The 19,633-nt window shown below is 65.7% G+C and carries 26 protein-coding genes; 21 read left to right on the top strand and 5 right to left on the bottom strand.

The window, feature by feature from the left end; translation table 11 throughout:
* Positions 1-58: 58 nt before the first annotated feature.
* Together VXD91_RS16930 and VXD91_RS16935 are read right to left on the bottom strand one after the other, a co-directional pair.
* Positions 59-646, bottom strand: a complete 588-nt coding sequence (locus tag VXD91_RS16930) for an exonuclease domain-containing protein (protein WP_293020523.1) — start codon at positions 644-646, stop codon at positions 59-61.
* Between the two features lie 360 nt (positions 647-1,006).
* A complete protein-coding gene (locus tag VXD91_RS16935) occupies positions 1,007-1,492 on the bottom strand; it encodes a helix-turn-helix transcriptional regulator (protein ID WP_293020521.1) in 486 nt (161 codons plus the stop codon).
* A gap of 95 nt (positions 1,493-1,587) precedes the next feature.
* Here VXD91_RS16935 and VXD91_RS16940 point away from each other — a divergent pair, with 95 nt between their 5' ends.
* The 16 genes from VXD91_RS16940 to VXD91_RS17015 all read left to right on the top strand — a co-directional run bounded on the left by VXD91_RS16940 (position 1,588) and on the right by VXD91_RS17015 (position 12,678).
* Positions 1,588-2,322: a hypothetical protein gene (locus tag VXD91_RS16940; protein ID WP_293020519.1), complete on the top strand. Its 735-nt coding sequence runs from the start codon at positions 1,588-1,590 to the stop codon at positions 2,320-2,322.
* Positions 2,323-2,866: 544 nt separating this feature from the next.
* Positions 2,867-3,403: a hypothetical protein gene (locus VXD91_RS16945; RefSeq protein WP_293020517.1), complete on the top strand. Its 537-nt coding sequence runs from the start codon at positions 2,867-2,869 to the stop codon at positions 3,401-3,403.
* A complete protein-coding gene (locus VXD91_RS16950; RefSeq protein ID WP_293020515.1) occupies positions 3,400-3,726 on the top strand; it encodes a WhiB family transcriptional regulator in 327 nt (108 codons plus the stop codon). Before VXD91_RS16945 ends, VXD91_RS16950 begins: the two co-directional genes overlap by 4 nt.
* On the top strand, positions 3,723-4,358 hold the full coding sequence (locus VXD91_RS16955) for a hypothetical protein (protein WP_293020513.1): 636 nt from the start codon (positions 3,723-3,725) through the stop codon (positions 4,356-4,358). The genes VXD91_RS16950 and VXD91_RS16955 overlap by 4 nt, the downstream gene beginning before the upstream one ends.
* A complete protein-coding gene (locus tag VXD91_RS16960) occupies positions 4,355-4,816 on the top strand; it encodes a WhiB family transcriptional regulator (protein ID WP_293020511.1) in 462 nt (153 codons plus the stop codon). Before VXD91_RS16955 ends, VXD91_RS16960 begins: the two co-directional genes overlap by 4 nt.
* A complete protein-coding gene (locus VXD91_RS16965) occupies positions 4,813-5,694 on the top strand; it encodes a DUF6551 family protein (RefSeq protein ID WP_293020509.1) in 882 nt (293 codons plus the stop codon). Before VXD91_RS16960 ends, VXD91_RS16965 begins: the two co-directional genes overlap by 4 nt.
* Positions 5,695-5,791: 97 nt before the next feature.
* Positions 5,792-6,754 (top strand): alpha/beta hydrolase, encoded by a 963-nt coding sequence (locus VXD91_RS16970; RefSeq protein ID WP_293020507.1) that lies wholly within the window; start codon positions 5,792-5,794, stop codon positions 6,752-6,754.
* A complete protein-coding gene (locus VXD91_RS16975; protein ID WP_293020505.1) occupies positions 6,751-7,209 on the top strand; it encodes a hypothetical protein in 459 nt (152 codons plus the stop codon). The genes VXD91_RS16970 and VXD91_RS16975 overlap by 4 nt, the downstream gene beginning before the upstream one ends.
* The gene (locus VXD91_RS16980) at positions 7,206-7,550 is read left to right on the top strand and encodes a hypothetical protein (protein ID WP_293020504.1); all 345 of its coding nucleotides are present in this window, start codon (positions 7,206-7,208) and stop codon (positions 7,548-7,550) included. The genes VXD91_RS16975 and VXD91_RS16980 overlap by 4 nt, the downstream gene beginning before the upstream one ends.
* 60 nt (positions 7,551-7,610) lie before the next feature.
* The gene (locus VXD91_RS16985; RefSeq protein WP_293020503.1) at positions 7,611-8,711 is read left to right on the top strand and encodes a phage Gp37/Gp68 family protein; all 1,101 of its coding nucleotides are present in this window, start codon (positions 7,611-7,613) and stop codon (positions 8,709-8,711) included.
* A complete protein-coding gene (locus VXD91_RS16990) occupies positions 8,711-9,334 on the top strand; it encodes a DUF1643 domain-containing protein (RefSeq protein WP_293020502.1) in 624 nt (207 codons plus the stop codon). The genes VXD91_RS16985 and VXD91_RS16990 overlap by 1 nt, the downstream gene beginning before the upstream one ends.
* Positions 9,331-9,741, top strand: a complete 411-nt coding sequence (locus tag VXD91_RS16995; RefSeq protein WP_293020501.1) for a hypothetical protein — start codon at positions 9,331-9,333, stop codon at positions 9,739-9,741. The genes VXD91_RS16990 and VXD91_RS16995 overlap by 4 nt, the downstream gene beginning before the upstream one ends.
* Complete coding sequence (locus VXD91_RS17000) at positions 9,738-11,477, top strand: DEAD/DEAH box helicase (RefSeq protein WP_293020499.1); 1,740 nt, start codon at positions 9,738-9,740, stop codon at positions 11,475-11,477. Before VXD91_RS16995 ends, VXD91_RS17000 begins: the two co-directional genes overlap by 4 nt.
* Before the next feature lie 20 nt (positions 11,478-11,497).
* On the top strand, positions 11,498-12,187 hold the full coding sequence (locus VXD91_RS17005) for a hypothetical protein (RefSeq protein WP_293020498.1): 690 nt from the start codon (positions 11,498-11,500) through the stop codon (positions 12,185-12,187).
* Positions 12,187-12,507: a helix-turn-helix domain-containing protein gene (locus VXD91_RS17010; RefSeq protein WP_293020496.1), complete on the top strand. Its 321-nt coding sequence runs from the start codon at positions 12,187-12,189 to the stop codon at positions 12,505-12,507. The genes VXD91_RS17005 and VXD91_RS17010 overlap by 1 nt, the downstream gene beginning before the upstream one ends.
* Before the next feature lie 3 nt (positions 12,508-12,510).
* Entirely contained in the window at positions 12,511-12,678 is a 168-nt protein-coding gene (locus VXD91_RS17015; protein ID WP_293020494.1) for a hypothetical protein, read from the top strand.
* 555 nt (positions 12,679-13,233) lie between these two features.
* Here VXD91_RS17015 and VXD91_RS17020 read toward each other — a convergent pair.
* Positions 13,234-13,509, bottom strand: a complete 276-nt coding sequence (locus tag VXD91_RS17020) for a hypothetical protein (RefSeq protein ID WP_293020492.1) — start codon at positions 13,507-13,509, stop codon at positions 13,234-13,236.
* Positions 13,510-14,008: 499 nt separating this feature from the next.
* On the opposite strand from VXD91_RS17020, the gene VXD91_RS17025 reads away from it, so the two are divergent.
* Both VXD91_RS17025 and dnaB read left to right on the top strand, forming a co-directional pair.
* Positions 14,009-14,782 carry a hypothetical protein gene (locus tag VXD91_RS17025; RefSeq protein ID WP_293020490.1) on the top strand — a complete coding sequence of 258 codons (774 nt, stop codon included), beginning with the start codon at positions 14,009-14,011 and terminating at the stop codon, positions 14,780-14,782.
* Positions 14,783-14,787: 5 nt separating this feature from the next.
* The gene (gene dnaB, locus VXD91_RS17030; RefSeq protein WP_346415934.1) at positions 14,788-16,167 is read left to right on the top strand and encodes a replicative DNA helicase; all 1,380 of its coding nucleotides are present in this window, start codon (positions 14,788-14,790) and stop codon (positions 16,165-16,167) included.
* 135 nt (positions 16,168-16,302) lie between these two features.
* Here dnaB and VXD91_RS17035 read toward each other — a convergent pair whose 3' ends face one another.
* Positions 16,303-16,515 carry a hypothetical protein gene (locus VXD91_RS17035; RefSeq protein WP_293020486.1) on the bottom strand — a complete coding sequence of 71 codons (213 nt, stop codon included), beginning with the start codon at positions 16,513-16,515 and terminating at the stop codon, positions 16,303-16,305.
* A 205-nt stretch (positions 16,516-16,720) separates the two neighbouring features.
* Here VXD91_RS17035 and VXD91_RS17040 point away from each other — a divergent pair, with 205 nt between their 5' ends.
* Both VXD91_RS17040 and VXD91_RS17045 read left to right on the top strand, forming a co-directional pair.
* Complete coding sequence (locus VXD91_RS17040) at positions 16,721-17,845, top strand: hypothetical protein (protein ID WP_293020484.1); 1,125 nt, start codon at positions 16,721-16,723, stop codon at positions 17,843-17,845.
* Positions 17,846-17,917: 72 nt separating this feature from the next.
* A complete protein-coding gene (locus VXD91_RS17045) occupies positions 17,918-18,211 on the top strand; it encodes a hypothetical protein (protein ID WP_293020482.1) in 294 nt (97 codons plus the stop codon).
* 98 nt (positions 18,212-18,309) lie between these two features.
* Here the strand turns inward: VXD91_RS17045 and VXD91_RS17050 are convergent, their stop codons facing one another.
* Entirely contained in the window at positions 18,310-18,822 is a 513-nt protein-coding gene (locus VXD91_RS17050; RefSeq protein WP_293020480.1) for a hypothetical protein, read from the bottom strand.
* Between the two features lie 328 nt (positions 18,823-19,150).
* Between VXD91_RS17050 and VXD91_RS17055 the strand changes: the two genes are divergently transcribed.
* Entirely contained in the window at positions 19,151-19,396 is a 246-nt protein-coding gene (locus VXD91_RS17055; RefSeq protein ID WP_293020478.1) for a hypothetical protein, read from the top strand.
* The last annotated feature ends 237 nt before the right edge of the window (positions 19,397-19,633 follow it).

Raw genomic sequence — 19,633 nt, forward strand, 5'->3', positions numbered from 1 at the left:
GAGTCGGACACGGTGGCCAATGTCTTGCGTAGCAACGGTTTTCTGCGCTCTGGTGGTGCTAGGCCGCGTGGCGAGCGGTGGAAAAGACCGGTGTGGCGAGGGTGTGTGGCGCGCGCAGGGGCAGCGCGATGTTGCGGTGCGCGGCGGCGGTCAGTGCGTGGCGCAGGATGGCGGCCAGGACGCGGGCGTCGTCGAGTGCGTCGTGGGGGTTGGTTTGGGTGATGCCCCAGTAGTGGGCCAGGGCGGCCAGGCTGAGGCTGTTGGTGCCGAGGTTGAGGCTTCGGGCGAGTTCGACGGTGCATAGGGCGGTGGTCACAGGTAGTTCGGTGGTGCTGCGGCGGGCTTCGGCGGCCAGGAACGCGTAGTCGAAAGCGACGTTGTGGGCCACCAGGATTCGGCCGCGCAGGAGGTCGGCGAGGGCCGGGGCGATGGTGGGGTAGTCGGGTTGACCGGCGAGCATCGCGGGGGTGAGGCCGTGGATGTTGGTCGGCCCGGGGTCGACGCCGGGGTTGAGCAGGGTGTGCAGGGTGCGGTCGATGGTGCCGTCAGGGCGCAGGGTGAGGGCGGCGATGCTCAGGACCCGGTCGGTTTGGGGGTCGGTGCCGGAGGTTTCGACATCGACGACGACGTAGTCACTGGCGGTCATGGGTTCAGCTTGCCGGGTGGGGCCGACAAGTAGGGGTGTTGGGTTGGCGCCGGTGCGTTCGGCGCGCCACCAGGCAATCGTTATCGAATCGTTATGGTTTGGCTGTCGGAATTGCCTTTGCCAACTTTCGTGACTTTCCCTTGCCTGCCTGTTGGAATTTTGGTGTCAGGACCTCCCCTTGGGAGGGTTTACCGTTGAGCAATGGGAGGAGTTATGGGGGTGAATCCACGCGCTAACTGGGCTTTTGGCGGCCTTTTTGGCGCGCCGGACCATGCCCCTGTACACGTTGGCTGTGGTAGCGGAATTCGTACCTTCCTGCGGTTTTCCAGCTCATTGAGTTTGCTGGAGTTCCGTTATGGGCTACGCGGTCGTTCCGGGCGGGCGTTGGCGAGCCCGTTCGTAGGCGGCCCGGTACTCCGCAGGACTGATGCCCAGCAGGCCGGCAAGGGTGGTCGCGTTGGCGTCGGTGAGCGCGGAGTCGGCACGTTCGATGCCTTTGAGGGTGCTGGTGGCGATGCCGGCCGCGGCGGCCAGTTCGGGCTGGGTCATGCCTCGAATGACGCGCCAGTCTCCGGGGTAGCGCTCGCCGACGGGCACTTTGACGACCTGCTCGATGGGGGTCTTGAGGTAGGCCATGACACGGGCCAGCAGGTCGATTTGCGGGGTTCCCTTGCCACGCTCCCAGTTGAAGAGGGAGGCCTGGGAGACGGCGGTCATGCGGGCCAGGTCGGCCACGCTGATGTTGGTGTTGCGGCGGGCCTCGGCGAAGGCCTCTGCGCTGAATCCGCGCAGGACTCGGCGCGTCATGCGCGGCCTGCGGATCGGGTCATAGTCAGACAGGTTCACCGAACGCCCCTCAAATCTGTCAATGTTGGTGTCTTACTTTTTCGTCTTAGTTTAGAGTATGGTATCGGCAGGACCGCATGATGAGGAGGGATTCGGTGAAGTTGCCACATCTGTTGCCGCAGCGTCCGATGCCCGTGATGCCGGAACTGGCCGGTTTCGAGCCCCGCTACGACACCATCTCGGCTGTCTCGACGAACGCCCAACCCACCGAGGGCCTGCGCCCGCTGTACTGGTGGGCACGCGACCTGCGCAGCCGCGGCGACATCTTGACCGCCGTCCGCTTCGACATCGCCGCCAAGGCCGCGACTGTGACCGTGCGCCTGGCCTCGTACCAGTCGGTGACTGTGGTGCGCCGCGCCGACATCGCCGCCGCGCTGCCGAGCGACCTTCCGTCACTGATCGCCGAGGCGATCTGGCGCCTGGGCGCGCTGGGCTGGACCGCCGAGCTGTTCTCGATCATCAAGCTGCTCGGCCAGCAGGGCCTGATCGTTACCCCGGCCCCGGTGCGGCAGTGCACCGACTTCATCCCCGGATGGCTCACCCAGCCCGACCGAGGCGTGCGGATGGCCTACTGGTGGGCTCAGGCCCTCAAACGGCACGGCTGGAAGCTCTACGGCTGCGGCGATCCGATCGCTCGCGGTGGGTTCGTCGCCGAGGTTCCGAACGCTGACGGCGAACGGGACCTGGTGCTCTACCCGGGCAACATGCCCACCGATCACACCGAGGCGTCGGCATTGGCCAAACACCTTTCACGGCTGGACAAGAACCAGCGGCGTTTGGTGGCAGAACTGATCGGCGACACCGTCACCGGCGAAGGCCGGGTGAGCTGATCATGGCCGGCGCGTACAGGTTTCGCGGGGTGGTGATAGCCCTGCAGCTTTGACGCCGCGGCCGCCGACCGCGGCCCACATTCAGCACATCTGCATAGCGGTGACCCTTACCCCAGAAAGCAGAGAAGCCCCCGTGAGGGGGCCACTCCAAAGGGGTTGGACGGGAAGCGCGAACTTCGCGTCCGGGTCTCCCCAATTAAGGAGAGATGACTTTGCTCGGTCAATCTCAGGGTAGAGGCTACGCCTCACCTGAATCAAGTGTTCCGGCCTTAAATGTTCTTTCTACGGCCCAGAACTGCGCGAACAGTGTTCGCAGCAACGGCGGTTCGTCGATCGCGCCGATTTCTGCCCCTGATAGCTGGCGCCGGCGAGCGACGTTCGACGAGTGCCCCATGTGCGGCAAGGAGCCGGTCGAGCCGGTCCGCGTCGACGGGCAGATGGCGTGCCGTTCGTGCACCGGTTCGTGCCTGGTGTGCGGGGACCCCTGCGTGCACGGTGACGAGGCCTGCAGGCAGTGCCTGCAGACGGCGTGGGCGGTGCCGGCATGAGGATCCCCCATCTGATCGCCGCGGCCTGCACCGCCAGCGATCCCGACGCCCGTCACGGTCACGCCGAAAACGCGATCTGGGACGAATACGCCCGCAGCCTGGTCGTATTCCCGCGAACCTGGCTCAGCCTCGAAGAGGGCGCCATGGTCCTGGCCGAAGAGATCGACGAGGTGTGGGACGAGGTCCGCGCAAACCACATTGGGCTCGCCCAGAAGGAAGCTGCCCAGGTCGGCGCGATGGCCCTGCGGCTGATCGCCGATCTGTACGAGCACTCGCCGGACCCCTTGCAGCGCGGCCGCATCGCCGCGGACGAGGTGCACCTGGTGGGGCCGCTGGTCGGCCCGCGGGGACGGGCGCTGGCCTCGAGTCATGAGGGGATCGGGTTCCTCAAGCGTGAATTCGACGCGCTCTGGTCGGCGGTCCGGTTCGACGACCCGGCCCGCGAGCTCGCCGCGCGGGTCGGAGCCGCCTCGGTGCGGTTCATCGCCGAAACCACGAGTGCCCGTGCGGCATTGGCGGTGTCGGGCCGATGATCACCGTGACCGGGTCGCAGTGGCAGCGGCGGGCGATCTGCTTCCTGGAGACTCCTGATGCTCCGGAGTTGTGGAAGGCCGACCGCAAGCCGGCGCTCGCCGTGCGGGTGCATCTGGAGCGGATGTGCCAGCGCTGCCCGGTCCGGCGTGACTGCGCCGCCGAGGCGGTGGCCAACGAAGAACAGGCCGGCATGTATGCCGGCGTCTGGGTTCCCGAGCGGTCGAGTGGTAACAGCAAGGCCTGGGCTGCGGCGATGCAGCGCCTGGAGCTCATCGCCGGTACCGCGGCGCGGCCCGCGCAGGACCTGGGGGTGTCGGCATGATCGCCGACAGCACCGCCCCGGTGCGCCGGCGGCCGCGGCAGACCGGGTTTTCCGGTGTGGCCAGCGCGGCACGGTTGCATCTGTGCAAGGCGTCTCGGGACGACGAGGCGGTTCGTAACCGTCACATCGCCGCCCTGCTGGCGTTCACCCCCACCGTGGAGCGCTCCGCAAACCAGATGCGGATCACGTTCGAGGATGGGTCGACCGCCATGTGGGCCTACGGGGTGTTGCCCAAAGCGGACGTCGAACTTGCCGAGGTGGGTAAAGACGGCGGCGTCATCGTGGTCACCAACCCGCAAATGGTGTTGGGCCCCTACGGCTTTCGGGATGGCCGGTGGGTGTTCGGGCAGGGGATAGGCGCTGCGCTGGGCATCAGCCGCGGCGCGGTCCATGCCGCCGGCACCTTCAACAAGCAAGGTTTGAAAGTGGCGTGCCCCAACACGCCGATGATGTTGACGCTCACCGCGGTGATGACGCGGCTGGGCATTACCGCCAAGCCCACCGAGGGGGAACCGCGCGCCGCGATCAGCGCCGGCGACGTTCCCGCGGCCCTCGACCGGCTCGGTATCGCAGAAGTCGCTGACGCGTATCAGCAGCTTCGTGACTCGAATGTTGTGAGGAAAAACGCATGAACACTCTTGTTGGACAGTCGAAGTCGGAGGCGCGGTGGATCGCTAACCGGATCGCGGCCCACCGGATGAATGAGCGGGGTCAGTCGATCGATGTGATCGCCGACCACCTTCGGGTCACCACCCGGTCAGTGACCCGCTATCTGGGGTTGCCGTGCCCGCCGCCCCCGCAGCCGGAGGTCGAGCTCAAGGATTTCATCTACCGCGGTGCGTGCGGTTCGTTTCCTGAATTGGACTGGACTACACGCAGCACCACGATGCAGGCCGACTGCAAGGCCGTGTGCACCTACTGCCCTGTGCTGGCTCAGTGCCGGACCTACGGGCTGACTAAAGGGCTGCAGGACCGCGGGGTGTGGGGAGCACTGACCGCGAACGAGCGGGCCCGGATGGTCCGCCAGGGTGCCGCCGCCTACCCCGCAGAGGGTGTCGGTGTCGATGATGACGAGCGGGGTGCGGCATGAACGCCGCGGTGGGTGCGACCGCCTCAGCCGCGATCGCCGGCGCCTACATCGACGCGATCGCCGTCGAGGACATGTTTGTCGACGAGAGCTACCAGCGGCCGGTGGACCTGGCCCGGGCGCGGTACTACGCCGCGCACTGGGATCGCCGACTGGCCGGGGTGATCGAGGTCAGCGATCGCGGCGAGGGTGTGCGGCCCCGGTTCGCCGTCATCGACGGACAGCACCGGTGGCAGGCTGCCCTGCTGCGGGAGCCTGCGTCTCTGCTGGTGGCCAGCATCCATGAAGGCCTGTCGGTGGCGGACGAGGCGCGGTTGTTCGATCGGCTCAACCGTGAGCGCCGGCGGCCCTCGACGTGGGATCACTGGCGGGCCCGCAAGGCCAGCGGTGACCCGTTGGTGGTGGCGATCGAGAACGTCGTGACCGGATTGGGTCTGCGGATCGATCCGGCCCCGCGGGCCGGCAACGTGCGGTGCACCGCCACGCTGGAGAAGCTGGCGGCCCTCGGGGGCGCCAAATTGGTCGGCGAAACGCTCAAGCTGATCGTCGAGGTGTGGGACCGGGATGTCGATTCGTTCGACGCGCCGATTGTGCATGCTGTCGGGCTGATTCAGCACCACCTGCGTGATCGGATCGATCCGCATCGGCTGATCGACACGTTGTTTGATGTGACCCCGCGGTCGTTGAAGTCGCATGTCGCGGCCTTGGAGGAGGCGATGGGTCTTACCGGTACCGCCGGTGTGCGGACCGCAACCGCGATCATGTTGCGCTACAACAAGAACCGTCGTGTTCCGGGCAAGCCGATTCTGGTGAGCGCCCGCAGTTTCGGTGGCGGTTCCCGCAACGCCCGCTCCCGCGCCCTCCCCGCGAAAACCGCCTGAACGCCACGGTCTTTGAGAAAGAAGCGTGCGATGTTGTTCTCCGAATCAACCTTTGACAAGCCTTCGGTGTGCGCTGTAGTTCCGGTGGGCCGTTGACATGGCCGCCGATCTGCAGGTGCGCCGGCACACGATCACCACCGCTGACGGGGTGGGTTTAGCCGTGGAGGAGTACGGCTCCGCCGATGCCGAACACACGGTGTATTTCTGGCACGGGCTGTGCTTGAGCAAGCTGGCCTTCACGCCGCAGATCACGTTGCTGCGACGCCGTTTTGGCGATGCGGTGCGGATGGTTGCCGTCGATCACCGCGGTCATGGACATTCGGGCTCAGCGGCGATGGCCAGCTACACCATCGCCCAGCTCGGCCGCGACGTGGCCACCGTGCTCGCCGGGATCGGGGGGCGCGGGACCTGCACCCTGGTGGGCCATTCGATGGGTGGGATGGCGCTGCTGGAATACCTGCAGCTGCCGACGAGCTGGCGGCCTGTGGACCCTGATGCGCTCGTGTTGGTCGGGACCGCGGCCGGTCGTCTGGCCGAGCGGGGCGCCGGCCGCCTGCTCGGTCTGCCGCTGCTGGGTGCGCTCGCGGAGGTTGTCGAGCACACCCACCACGGCGACAAGGCGGTCCGGACGCTGGTACGTCCGGTGTGCCGCACCGTCGGCAGGGTGTGCGGCCTGTGCGACGCCGACCGCGACACCCTCACCGCGACGGTGGCCAACGCCGTGTACACCACACCGCTGACCACCGCGGTGGGGTTCCTGCCCAGCTTGAAGTCCTACGACGCGTACAGCGTGCTGCCCACGATCACGGCCCGGACCACCGTCATCAGTGGCGGCGCGGACCTGCTGACACCGCCTGCCCATGCGCGGGACCTGGCCGACGGTATCGCCGGCGCCACCCACCGGCACCTGCCGGCAGCGGGACACATGCTGCTGCACGAGGCGCCGCACATCGTGGCCAACGAGATTGCCCGCACCATCACCACTGCCACGAGCCCATCCCGCCAGGACGTGTCGGGCGGGGCTGCCCTGACGGCCGGAGCGTTGGCGGTGGCGCAATGAGCCGCACCGCGGCCGCGCACACGGTGGCCCTACGCGATCAGCTGGCAACGGCCCTGCGCGAGTCCGATGTGCCGCTGATGACGCCGCAGCTGGCCGAGCTGTCGGGACTTCCGTGGGTCGAATACAGCTGCCTTGGCCTGTGCGCCACGGTGCATGCGTACGCCGAGAGGACCGGCCACAACATCGTCGACTGCCGCGGCGACGGGCCTCATCGTCTTACCGCCCCGCCGACGGCGACCGCGGTGTACCCGCACCTGCGTGCACTGGAGAAGGACGGAGTGATCGCGCGGGTGCGCTACCCCAACCGGGAGAGCATCCGGCAGGCCACGCTCAACGGCACGCTGCACCAGCATCTGATCGAACACGGCGGAAGTCGCTGTGTGCATTGGCAATACATCCGCACTGCGAGCGATGACGCGTTCGCTGCGCTGGCCGCCGCACTGGAGGACCAATGAGCACTCACACAGCCACCAACATCAGTGGCGTCGACGCGATCGCGGCCGAGCGAGCACGCCAGCAGACCGACGAGGGCTACACCCGCGAGTACGACGCGCACCTGCGCCCGCAGGTCCTCATCGATGCCGCACTCGCGTACACCGTGCAGGCTCAGGACCAGCTGTCGGCCGCCGACGGCCAGGGTGTCGGCGCCGATTCCCCGGAGTCCTACTGGCCCTGGGAACTCGATTCGTTCCGGCCCAATGACGACGAGTTGCGCAGCCTGGCTAAAGCCGGCGCCCTGCTGGCCGCCGCGTACGACTGCGCCGTGGCCCGCCGCGTGCAGATGGGGGAGGCGTGATGGCTCAGATCGACACGAAACATCCAGGGGAACAGCACATCTGGATTGGCGAGGTGAGCCATGTCTGATCGCACGTCAATCGAGTTCACCCGCGGCGATGACGGCCGCCCCGGTGCGACCACCAATCCCGTGACCGGTTGTGACGCGGTAAGCCCCGGGTGCGATTCGTGCTTTGCGAAGGTGCTCGCGGAACGATTTCGAGGAAAGCCTGGGCATTACTTCGAGCACGGGTTCGATCTGCAGCTGCGCCCGGACAAGATCTACAAACCGTTGAGCTGGAAACCGCCGCGGCGCATCTTCGTCAACTCGATGTCGGACTTGTTTCACGCCAAGGTGCCCGCCGAATACATCGCCGAGGTCTGGGCAATGATGGCCCTCGCGCCGCACCACACCTTCCTGATTTTCACCAAGCGACACGGCCGGATGCATTCGCTGCTGAACTCGGATCGGTTCGGTGGCCTGGTCTATATGGCGATCAATGCGGTTCTGGCGCAGGGCAATCGGTGGAAGATCGCCGACGAGGTGATCTCTGCCGCACTGGACGGGTTCGCTCGCGGGAACTTCGCCGTGCTGCCACACGTGCAGCTGTTCGTCAGCGCCGAGAACCAGGACTATGCGCGGCTGCGGATCCCAGCCCTGTTGGACACCCCGGCGGCGGTGCGCGGGGTCAGTCTGGAGCCGCTGCTGGGCCCGATCGACCTCACCCACCTGGACGTGGAGGGCTACCCGCACGCGGCCGGCATGTATCAGATCAACGCGCTCACCGGCCGCAACACCGACATGGGTCGGCCGTGCGCCGACGTGCCGGCGTTGGACTGGGTCATTGTCGGTGGGGAAACCGGCCACACAGCGCGGCCGATGCACCCGGACTGGGCGCGCAGCCTGCGCGATCAGTGCGAGCAGTTCGGGGTTCCGTTCATGTTCAAACAGTGGGGCCAGTGGACGGCCACCCCAGCCGACCCCAGTCTGTGGGAGCCGCACGCCTGGGTGAACGCCGCGACCGGTGAGGTCGCCGACGAGCAGCGCGCCACCGAAGGCGGGGACTGGGTCGGGATGTGGAAGCTCGGCAAGCACAAGACCGGCCGCGAGCTCGACGGGCAAATCTGGGACGAGTTCCCCCGCGCTCGAAAGCTGTTGATTACCAATGAAAGAGGTCTGTGATGACGCTGACGTTGGATTTGAACCTGCCGGTGTGGGGTCACGTCGATCGTGACGCGGAGTTCTCCGACGATCGCCGGTACCGGTACTGGCTGACCCGGCGGTGGGGCTCGGGGCCGGCGCTGATGTTTGTGTCGCTGAATCCGTCAGATGCCGACGAACACAAAGACGACCAGACCACCCGCCGCGACATGGATTTCGCCGAGCGGTTCGGCTATCACGCGGTCAGGTTGCTGAATTTGAGCGACGTCGTGATGACCGACCCGAAAGCTGTTGCGGGCATTGCCGATCCGATCAGCTCGATCAATGACGAGCACCTCGACCGGGAAGCTGCCCGACATGACCTGATCGTGTTCGCGTGGGGCTCGAACGCCGACCCGGCCCGGGCCCGGGCGGTGGCCACCCGGCTGTGGAACATCTGCCGTCGCACCGGTGGGGCGGTGGCCTGCCTGGGGTGGACGGCCGACGGTCAGCCGCGGCACCCGTCCCGGCTGTCGAAGAACACACAGTTGTCGACGTTGACCGCTGACGCGCACCCCGATTTCGTCGACGTCGACCCGCGGTGGGTGGCACTGCTGACCGATTCGGACGTCCTCGACAGCCCGGCGCGTGGGGTGTCGCGGTGAGCGCGCCGCAGCGGGCCCCGCGCACCGCACTGGAGGCGGCGGCGATCGCCGACCACATCGTGGCGGTCCTGGGGCGGCGGGTGTACCGGGCGGCGCGGGAGATCGCGCTGCAGGACGGCATCGAGCAGGTGCTGCGGGAGCATGATTTTCGGGTTGACCGCGAATTCCGACTGAGCAGGCGGGACCGGCCCGACTTCCTGGTCGATGGCTGCGTGGCCGTCGAGGTGAAGATGCGGGCCAGCGGTTCGGCGGTGCTGAGCCAGTTGGTGCGGTACGCCGCCCACGACCGGGTGCAGGCCCTCGTAGTGGCCACACCGCGGTTGTCGTCGCTGTCGGGTATGCCAGCCGAAATTCTCGGTGTGCCGGTGCGGATGGTGGCGCTGCCCGGGCCGGGGCTGTCGCTGTGACGGCGCGCGTTGTCGGCCAGTATCGGTGGCTGCCCGAAAAGGCCTGGGAGATCGATGCCGCCCCGGACGTGATGATCCGGATCAAACGGATTTTCCCGCGGGTGGATGCCACCACCCGAGGGACCGTCACCCTCAGCGGCACCTTGGAAGTGGCGCGTGATTTGGAGTGGCTGACCGACCGGTGGCCGATGAAAGCCTCAGCCGAGGATCGCAAACGACTGCGGGCAATGGCCCATGAGCACCGGCGCCAGGAAAGCACCGTGCAGGACGTCCTGGCCGGCGGACAGCTGGCAGTTGCCGGTGGGCCGGGCTGGGTGTCGCCGACAGTTCCGCTGCGCAGCTACCAGCGCACCGCTCGGGACCTGGTGTGGGCCACCGGCGGAGTGTGCGTTGCCGACGAACTCGGCGCCGGCAAGACGTTCACCGGTCTGGCGTTATTGGAGGATCCGCGGGCACGGCCGGCGTTGGCGGTGACGCTGACCGGGGCGATGCCTAAGCAGTGGCGGCGGCAGCTCGCCGAGTTCTACCCGGAGTTGACCTCGATCGAAGTGAAGACCGGGAAGATTCATTCACTGCAGCGCCGCGGTCGCACCGCCGACCTGATCGTGATGAACTACGCCAAGCTGGCCAAGTGGCAGCACCATCTCAAAGGTGTTGTGCGCACAGTCATTTTCGACGAGGTGCACGAGCTACGCCGAAACGACTCCGAGCGGTACAAGGCCGCGGCAACCGTTGCCGGAGCTGCCACCTACCGCATCGGCCTGTCGGGGACGCCGCTATTTAACTACGGCGGCGAGATCTACAACGTCATCGACGTGCTGCGACCGGGCGCGCTGGGCGACCAACGCGAGTTCGCGCGAGAGTGGTGCCACACCTCGGGGCTGGACACCAAAACGCAGGTCTACGACCCGACGGCGCTGCGGTCCCACTTGATCTCACAGGGGCTGCTGTTGCGGCGCACCCTCGAAGAGGTCGGTATCGAGGTGCCGCCGATCATTCCGATCGAGCAGTCGGTGCCCTCAGATCCCACGGTGCTCAGCGAACTCGACGGCAACGCGGTGGCGTTGGCCCGACTGATCCTGGACCAAACTGCGAACCCGCACCAACGCTGGTCTGCGGCAGGGCAATTCGACTGGATGATGCGCCAGCACACCGGACTCGCCAAAGCGCCATTTGTCGCCGACTTCGTCAAGCTGCTGCTGCAGACCGAGATGCGAGTCATCTTGCTGGGCTGGCACCACGCCGTGCAGGACATCTGGGCCGAGCGACTGTCCGCCTACCGCCCGGCGATGTACACGGGCCGGGAGACGAACACCCAGAAACAGCGGTCCCTGGATGACTTCATGGCCGGCCGCTCGCGGGTCCTGATCATGTCGCTGCGCTCGGGCGCGGGGATCGACGGCCTGCAAAAAGTGGTGAACACGTTGGTGTTTGGCGAGCTGGACTGGTCCCCGGCGGTGCACAAGCAGGCCATGGGTCGGCCCGGGCGGCCGGGTCAGACCAAACCGGTGCGCGCCTATTTTGCGACCACGGACTACGGATCCGACCCGATCATGCTCGAAACGCTCGACATCAAGCAGTTGCAGGCCGACGCCCTCATCACCGGTGCCGGTGACGCGGTGGGGCAGTCGGCACCGGAGCGGATGACGCCCGAGAAGTACGAGCAGATCAAGCGTTTGGCCGCCCAGTTTTTGCAGCAGGCCGCGCGGCCGCAAGCAGTGAGGAGGACTGCGTGAGTAGGGGGAGAGCACCGTCGGTGGAATCTGTTGGAGGCACGCGGCTTCCGCAGTACCGGTTCGGTATCGGCGCCGGGGGAGCGCAGTGGCGGTTGCTGCATGCGGTGGATTTGAAGCGGCACGGGCCGCGTATCGCTGAGGCCGTCGCCAGGGGCGCCCGCCGCTCTGATGTCGAGGTGTTCTCTGTGTGTGGCACGCGCGCCCAGTACATGCGTCGCATGGGTCAATTCACCTACGACAGTGAGTTTTTGAGCCAGGGCCGGTGCGAGCGGTGCGGGTGGGTGGTGGCCCTCAACATGGGCACCGTCGAGCAGGAAATCGACCTGTACACGCGGGCCGCCGGCGGCACGGACCACGGCCTGCTGCGGCAGGTGTTCACCGCGATCCTGGCTGATCTGCCGCCGGGGGCCGCGGCCGAGCCCGGTCACCGTTCGGATCTGCTGGCCCATGTCGCCCGGCACCGCCCGACGGTGGCGGTGTGCGAAGCCTGCGCACAGGGGCACAGCATGGCTGACGTCCACGGCGCGGGCGTCACCGCGTGCCCAGATGCTGCGCTGGTCTGCGCGTCGTGCACGTTCGCCGCGGGGCCATGGGGTGGCGAGCGTCAGGGCTTGACCACCGGTGAGTGCGTCGTCACCGCCCCGTGTTCGGTACTGGCGGCCACTGCTCGGTACTACGAGCTGCTCGACAGCGCGTGGGGAGCGGCCTGATGGCCAACAACCCCCGCTGGGCCGAGATCAGCGCTGACATCAACGCGCAGCGTGCCAGCCACGCCGGCCGGCAGCAGGCCGCCCTGGCGCGCCGCGCGGTAGCGGCCCTGGCTGAGCAACAGGCCGAAGCACACGTGCAGCGGTGGATCGCGGCGTTGGAGCACCGCATTGCCAACCCTGGCGGGTCGCTGGCCGAGCTCGGCGCGTCGATGACGCCTCCGATGACCAAGAACGCCTATGCGGCGCTGTTGCGGCGGGCGCTGGCCGCCGGCGGTGTCAGCAGTGATCAAACCCCGTCCGATCACTCCGGAAAGGACTGAACCGTGTTCAAACGCTTGATCAGCAAGGCAGCGACGTGGAGGGGGCGACGGGCGGTGCTGCCAGGCGCGCGGGTCGGTGATGACCTGGCGCTTGACCGCGATATCGCGGCGTCGTTGACCGATGAATCGTTGGCGTGGGCGCTGGGCACCTGGCGCGCTCGCTACCTGTGACTGCTGTGACAGGTGTCGCTTCCTGCGACATCGGCCCTGGTGGTGCTGGCAACACTGCCGACCGGTCGTGTCGGTTCACTTCCGCTGGCCAGTGGCGTGGTCGGATGGAGGGTAACGACTCGGTAAAGGAGGTTACACAGCTCAACTAACCATCTCCGTTTGAGGAGATTTTGACAACTGGATAGCGGGACTTAAGAGGTCTGGACACCCCAAAGGGTCATCCAGACAAGTTTCTGAGAGACGAATCAACGGAGCGCCAACTCCGGACATCCAGACAGACATCCCCCGAAGGGGATGTCTAAGGAGAGTTTCTAAGAGCCGAACCTCGGAGCGCCAACTCCGAAGTCTCTGTGAGATCGAAGCGCCAACTTCTTTCTCAAGTCCCCGGTAAACCGAGGGAAGACCAATGCAACGAGGTCCTTCTCAGGGTAACCCTTACCCTGAGCAAAGCTCAAGACATTCGAGCCGGTTTTCACAAAAACACCCTGTGAACTGCGGATACGCAGAGAATTCATGGGCGTGTCGTGACCGTGAAATTACAGCTCCGGAAGTTTGCTACACCCCCCACCGCGGGCAGGTTTCTGATGCCGCGCGCGGGCCACGACGGTCCGCATCCCACACCGCGGCACCCGGCAACCGGGTACGCGGCGCGGGCACACAACGCGTCGTCTTCGCCGACGGCGAGATCACGCTGCAGTACGCGTGCTCACGCTCGGCGCGGGCCGAGGCTCGCCACGCGCGCCGCGAGTGGATCGTCCGCGTCAGCGAGAAAGCCGACGAGGCCAACGAGGCGCCGCTACCCATGTGGACCAGCCGCAAAGGCTGGCTCACCGAACTGTCCGCATGGCTGGCCACCGAGGACGGTCTGACGGAATGCGCACGCCTGCACATCCGGCCCGACCGTGTGCTGCGCGCAGCGATGGTCCTGGCCGCCCACGCCGACCACAGCAGTGGCCGGCACTGCGCGGTCACCAATGCCACGGTGGCCCAGGGCGCCGGGTGCTCCGAACGCACCGTGTCGACCGTGCGCAAAGTGCTCAGCACTGCCGGCCTTGCCGTTCTGATTCGGCAGGGGCACGGTTCCCCGGACTCGGCCCGTGGGGCATGGCGGCCCGCCGTCTGGCATCTGGTGAGCCGCCCGAAGCCTGTAGACAAAGAGGCCGGTGCACGGGCGGTTTGCGATCTACCGCCATCCCGTAGGGATAGGCGGGTATCTCCAGAAAGATCTTCCTCACCAAGCGCACGCGAGCGTGCGCGGCGACCCAAATCCAATCCCCCCCAAACAGCACCGAAGCGGGGCCAGCGTCGCTGCGCTCCGCGGCCCCTGCATGTGCAGCTGCTGGCCGCCGACCTCGTCCGTGAGGCGCCGCTGAGCTTCGGGCACGGTCACATCGGCCAAATCTGCGATGCGCTGATGGCTTCCGGCCTGGACCTGGCTGCCTGGACGGGCAAGTCGCTCATGCAGGCGCTGGATGCTGACACGAAAGCCCGGGGGTGGAACTCGCCGAAACGTGTCGAGCGGCCAGGAGCGTTCCTGCTGGCGCGGTTGCAGTTGCTGCCGACACGACCCGCCGTGGTCGAGCCTGGTGGCCTGGCTGCACGGCGGGCGGCCCGGAAGGCCTCGACGGCCCAGGAAGCCACCGGTGAAACCCGTCAGAGCGCCGCGGCCCGCGCAGCGCGCTGGTACGCCGATGTCGTCACGGTCACCACCGAAGCCCAGCGGGTCAGGCTGCTGCAGGCCCACAAGGCCACGGTCGGTCCCGTCGTCGACGAGGTCTATGCGATCGCCGGGGCCGGGCGTCGGGCTGCTCGGCTGTACCCCGAGCTGGCGCTGACCGACGCGCTGACCCAGTGGGCTACCGACGTGCTCGGTGAGGAGCCCGCATCGGCTGCGGCGCTGCAGGTTCCGGCGTTCACGTCGCTGAGCACCGATCTGCTGATGGACCTGGCGATCGGCAACTGCGACTGCGTGGTGTGCGGATCGCACAGCGCGACCCGGCGGCCGCAGCTGCCGCTGCAATCGATGGTGTGCGACCAGTGCTGGCCGGTCATCGCCGCCGAGCTCGACGGGGCCAGCGACCTCGAGGAATGGATGCCGGCATGACCGACCTGGACGACCCACCGCCGCGCACACGGCGCCGCCAGCAAGCGCCCGAGGAGCCCGGTGACTATCGGCAGCCGCCGCACGACCTGGACGCCGAACAGTCGGTGCTGGGCGGGATGCTGCTGAGCAAGGACGCGATCGCCGACGTGCTGGCCAAGCTGGGGCCCGGTGACTTCTACCGGCCCAACCACGCCGCGGTGTACGACGCGATCCTGCATCTGTACGGGTCGGGGGAGCCGGCTGATGCGGTCACGGTGGCCGCCGAGCTGGACCGGCGCGGTGTGCTGACGCGGATCGGGGGTGCCCCGTACCTGCACACCCTGATCTCGATGGTGCCAACAGCCGCCAACGCCGGCTTCTACGCCGGGATCGTTGCGGAGAAGGCGATACTGCGGCGCCTGGTGCAGGCCGGCACCCGGATCGTGCAGTACGGCTACGCCGGCGCTGAGGGTGCCGATATCGCCGCGGTGGTCGACCGTGCCCAGGCCGAGGTGTTCGACGTCACCGAGAGGCGGTCTTCGGAAGACTTCATGGTGCTCGACGATCTGCTGCAGCCGACGATGGACGAGCTCGACGCGATCCAGTCCGGTGACGGCCTGGGCGGTGGTGTGCCGACGGGGTTCGCCGATATCGACGAGTTGACCACCGGCCTGCACGGCGGGCAGATGATTATCATCGCGGCCCGCCCTGGTGCCGGGAAATCGACTCTGTCCCTTGACATTATGCGGTCGTGCTCGATCAAGCACCGGATGCCAAGCATCATTTTCTCGCTGGAGATGAGCAAGTCGGAGATCGTGATGCGGCTGCTGTCGGCGGAGGCGCGGATCAAACTCGGCGATATGCGCTCGGGTCGGCTCAGCGATGATGACTGGGCCAAGATGGCGCGGCGGATGGGGGAGATCAGCGAGGCCCCACTGTACATTGACGACTCGGCGAACCTGACCATGATGGAAATCCGCGCCAAAGCTCGCCGGCTCAAACAGAAAACCGATCTTCGACTGATCGTGGTGGACTACCTGCAGCTGATGACCTCGGGCAAGCACTTCGATTCACGCCAGGCCGAGGTGGGTGAAATCTCCCGCAATCTCAAACTTTTGGCCAAGGAACTCGATATCCCGGTGATCGCGGTCTGCCAGCTCAACCGTGGGCCGGAGCAAAGAGTCGACAAGGTGCCGCAACTGTCCGACCTTCGCGAAAGCGGAAATTTGGAACAGGACTGCGACCTGTGCTTTCTGATCCACCGCCCCGATGCCTACGATAGAGACAGTCCCCGCGCTGGTGAAGCGGACGTCATTTTGGCGAAGCATAGAAACGGTCCCACGCGTACTTTCACGTTGGCGTCCCGCCTGCACCTTTCCTGCTTTACTGACCTTGCGCGGTACTGAAACATGTTGTCTAACAACGACATACGCCGTATTCGGTTCGGATTATGTTGTGCTGCAACAACAGCATCACGCGTCGTGCATGAAATCGCATATTGAGGTTATGCAGGCTGCATTACGCAGCAGGCCGCCATCGACCTAGTCGTCGCTGGCGACGACTAGCGCCAACTCGCCCGCGGTCCGATCGATGACGACGAACTCGTGGAACCCGGCGTCGCCACCGACGATGTCACCCCAATCATGCTGAGCGGTAGCGCGGATATCCGGCAATCGGTAGATCACAGTGGCCCGCTGGATGTGGGCACAGACCTCGCGGTCCAACTCCTCGCGTTGGGCCTGAGGCCAAGACACGAAATCCTCGTCCCAGTTGCGGATCACATGCTCAGCCCAGTTGCCGATCGCGGGAGCTTGGTGCCCGCGGGCTCCCCAACCTGCGGGCATTGCTGTGTTTGGGGGAGGGGTGACGGCGCCGAGTGTCGGAACTGCTGAAAGCAAAGTTAGCCGGCCAGGACCGGCAAGTTGCTGATGGGCGTGTCGCGTGCGTTAGATTTGGCCGGTGGCCCTGTTGGATGCGTTCGTCGAAGCCTCGCAGGAACAGCACCGCCGCTACTTCGAGATGTTTGGGCCCAATGCCGAAGGCGGTGAGGGTCTACGCGATTTGAGTGCCGGGGTCCGCAGCGATTTCATCCCTCGTATTCTCGGTGTCCGCGCGGGCGTGATCGGGACGGATTTCTCCGATGCGGTGTTGCGGTCCTATGTCCCAGCAACCAGTACGGATCATCTGCCGTTCGAGCGTGCTGCGCAGATGCTCGATGCCGGCGCCGAGGCTGTAGACACCAGTAGGCGGATCAACGTCGAGGGTGCGGCCGCGATCTTGGGGAACTCGCGGATGGAGGCCGCTGAAATTTCTGCAGTCCCCGATCCGGATTCGCCGGCTGGGCAGGCGCAAATCATCGAGATTGTTTCCAAGTATCAAGGCCGGTCAGCGGCGACGGTGGAGGAGTCCGTGGCAGCTGAGCAGGCTGCTGGCTTGAAAGCGATGAACGCCGGCGCCGGTGGCGACGAGTTGCCGAAGGGCACAGGAGCCCAAGCTGTGGACTACACCACGGCTCCGTTGAGCCCGCAGCAGCCGCTACCGGAAACTCCGTGGCAGTACAACATTGACTTCACCAGTGAAATCCAAGCATTCAAAAACGGTCAGTTGCCGGTTAACGCGGGTTCGGTGGCATCGATCGACGATGTCTGGAACGAACTCCATCGTTGTTTCAATTGCAACTTTCCCATGGGGGGAGCGCCGAAAGGGTTCCCTAACGTCGGTGACGAGCTCCCACTCGAAATTCGTACCGCCGGGCAGAAACTGTTGGATTTTCCGGTGCGTGTGACCGAAGTTCAGCGAACTGCGTCGGCAATCGATATCGAATTTGTGACCCTTCCCGGCCATGTCGATGGGCCTGACAGCATCATTCATTTCCGGTTCTTCGAACAGGGCGGTCAACTCCACCTCTCCACCCATGGCCTCATCACGCAAGGGCCGGGATCAGAAGATATTCCAATCCTTAGCCCCGCGCTAAGGTCGGGGTACACAGGCGTTGCTCATGCTGTGTGGCAGCCGTACATAGACAACTTGACCCGAAACATTGCTAATGCCAAGGGATACGTTACTTATGGGCCAGGTCAATGATTCTGCGGTCAAACGATGAGATTCGCACCACTCATGCGAATATGTGTCGGGCAGGCGCCGTAGAATGAACGTATGAGTAAGAACCGGATTCAGTGGATGGGGTTCCTAGCGATAGGTCTCGCCGCCGGAATTGGATTCTGGTTTCTTGTGACTTTTATCCTGGCCGCGGTGGGATTCTCCTTTTACGCCCTGCATATCGGCTCTTATGTTGCGGTGGTCCTGTGGCTGATTGCAGCTCCGTTGATTTACATCCGCATCAACAAGGCTCACACTCACACCGCCGCTTACCGTATCGGGCCCCTGCTCATTGGGATGGGCTTGATCCTCACCTACTTCGCCGTCGCTTGGGCAGTCTCTCACGGCTGACGCCGCAAACTGCCGCACTCGAGCGCACCGCAATCACACGCATCAGAGACGCCAGATTCGCCGTACCGTGCCATGCCGTGCGCAATTGACGTTCATCGTCAGGAGTTGGTTGACGGGCCGTCCATGAGCGCGCCGAGATGGCCTGGGATGCCGTGCTGGGTAAGCGCTTCGCTGTAGTTGTCTATGACGTTGGTGAGTAGCGCTCCGGTGGTCTGTAGACCGGCGGTGGCGCGTTCGAAGTGTTCGGCTGCTTGCCGGTAGCCGGCGACTCCGCTGAGGATGTCGTCGACCGACTTTCGGTACTGGATGAAGGCTTCGCGTTGGGTGGCTTGGGCCGCCAACAGAACTCGGTTGCTTTCCTCTGCGGCGAGAAGTTTCGCGGTCAGTTCGGTGTTGGCGTCGGCGAGGCTGCTGTTGACGGCTTGGAGACGTTGCACTTCGGCGGCAAGGGCGGCGTCTCCGCTGCGGGCAGCGGCGGCGCCAGCAGTGGGGCCTGAGGTGATTTGGTCGGCGTAGACGTACCAGCGCCGCTGCTTGGAGCCCTGTTGGACGTACCCGGCGAGCTCGCCGCTTTCGAGCATGCGGCGGACGGTGCGCACGTCCAGGCGCATAGTTCGGGCTGCTTCGCGAGCGGTCATGGCTGGTCGGCCCGGTTGTGGGCTCGCTTCCAGTGTCATGCCGCCGTCCGAGAGTGAGGGTGTGGGCTCCAATTTGGAGCATTGCTTATCGTACCGTCAGTGGCATGATTTCGGCAGCGGCTTGACGTGCACCGATGTCCGGTAAGAAGACCTCAAATGCCCACTTAGTGAGCGACACGCCGCACGCGGTACACCGCGCAGGCTAGGTAGCGCCCTATTCTTCTCTCAACGTCCTATTAGTGAACATTTGCGCAGGTCGTCGATGACTTGTTTTCGGACTGAGCGGATAAGGAGCCGGGCGATGGCACGACAGAGCGGGCCGGAGAAGGCGCGACGGAGCGTCAGCGGATCGAACAACCGCAAGTTGAAGCGTGTGGTGTCGTTCCGTATCGGCACCGACGAAGTGGGTGACGCCCTGGACGCGTACGCGGTCAGGCTTGGTTTCAAGAACGCGAACGACCTGGCGAGGCACCGTTTGGCCGGCGACCTTGAAGCCGCGTTGGCCTCGGCTAACAGCGAGCCTGGGGCGCTGGCGACGGCCTCGTAAGCCGCTGTCCCTGTAGTCACAGGCGTCACTTCAGTTTGCGGTCTACCGCGTGTCTATCGCGGTAGACCGCGTTTTCGCATGCGACCATTCCCTAAGTCTGTCGACTCGATTTGAGGGAGTGGGAGGTCCACATGTCAGTACGCCGCCAACCGAAGGCGGCCAGCAGCCAGGCGCATGCCTGACACTTCACGCACACGCTACGGCGTGATGAGTGCATCGGCCTCGAAGGCCACCGGA

It is taken from the genome of Mycobacterium sp. SM3041, assembly GCF_039668335.1.
Classification (GTDB): Bacteria; Actinomycetota; Actinomycetes; order Mycobacteriales; family Mycobacteriaceae; genus Mycobacterium.

Bases quoted from the DNA above. Each gene is read 5' to 3' on its own strand.
- VXD91_RS17010 (WP_293020496.1), top strand. From the start codon at position 12,187: ATGGCCAACAACCCCCGCTGGGCCGAGATCAGCGCTGACATCAACGCG.
- VXD91_RS16980 (WP_293020504.1), top strand. From the start codon at position 7,206: ATGAGCACTCACACAGCCACCAACATCAGTGGCGTCGACGCGATCGCG.
- VXD91_RS16950 (WP_293020515.1), top strand. From the start codon at position 3,400: ATGATCACCGTGACCGGGTCGCAGTGGCAGCGGCGGGCGATCTGCTTC.
- VXD91_RS16960 (WP_293020511.1), top strand. From the start codon at position 4,355: ATGAACACTCTTGTTGGACAGTCGAAGTCGGAGGCGCGGTGGATCGCT.
- VXD91_RS16990 (WP_293020502.1), top strand. From the start codon at position 8,711: ATGACGCTGACGTTGGATTTGAACCTGCCGGTGTGGGGTCACGTCGAT.
- VXD91_RS17045 (WP_293020482.1), top strand. From the start codon at position 17,918: ATGAGTAAGAACCGGATTCAGTGGATGGGGTTCCTAGCGATAGGTCTC.
- VXD91_RS16945 (WP_293020517.1), top strand. From the start codon at position 2,867: ATGAGGATCCCCCATCTGATCGCCGCGGCCTGCACCGCCAGCGATCCC.
- VXD91_RS16970 (WP_293020507.1), top strand. From the start codon at position 5,792: ATGGCCGCCGATCTGCAGGTGCGCCGGCACACGATCACCACCGCTGAC.
- VXD91_RS16930 (WP_293020523.1), bottom strand. From the start codon at position 646: ATGACCGCCAGTGACTACGTCGTCGTCGATGTCGAAACCTCCGGCACC.
- VXD91_RS17050 (WP_293020480.1), bottom strand. From the start codon at position 18,822: ATGCGCCTGGACGTGCGCACCGTCCGCCGCATGCTCGAAAGCGGCGAG.
- VXD91_RS17055 (WP_293020478.1), top strand. From the start codon at position 19,151: ATGGCACGACAGAGCGGGCCGGAGAAGGCGCGACGGAGCGTCAGCGGA.
- VXD91_RS16965 (WP_293020509.1), top strand. From the start codon at position 4,813: ATGAACGCCGCGGTGGGTGCGACCGCCTCAGCCGCGATCGCCGGCGCC.
- VXD91_RS16985 (WP_293020503.1), top strand. From the start codon at position 7,611: ATGTCTGATCGCACGTCAATCGAGTTCACCCGCGGCGATGACGGCCGC.
- VXD91_RS16955 (WP_293020513.1), top strand. From the start codon at position 3,723: ATGATCGCCGACAGCACCGCCCCGGTGCGCCGGCGGCCGCGGCAGACC.
- VXD91_RS16975 (WP_293020505.1), top strand. From the start codon at position 6,751: ATGAGCCGCACCGCGGCCGCGCACACGGTGGCCCTACGCGATCAGCTG.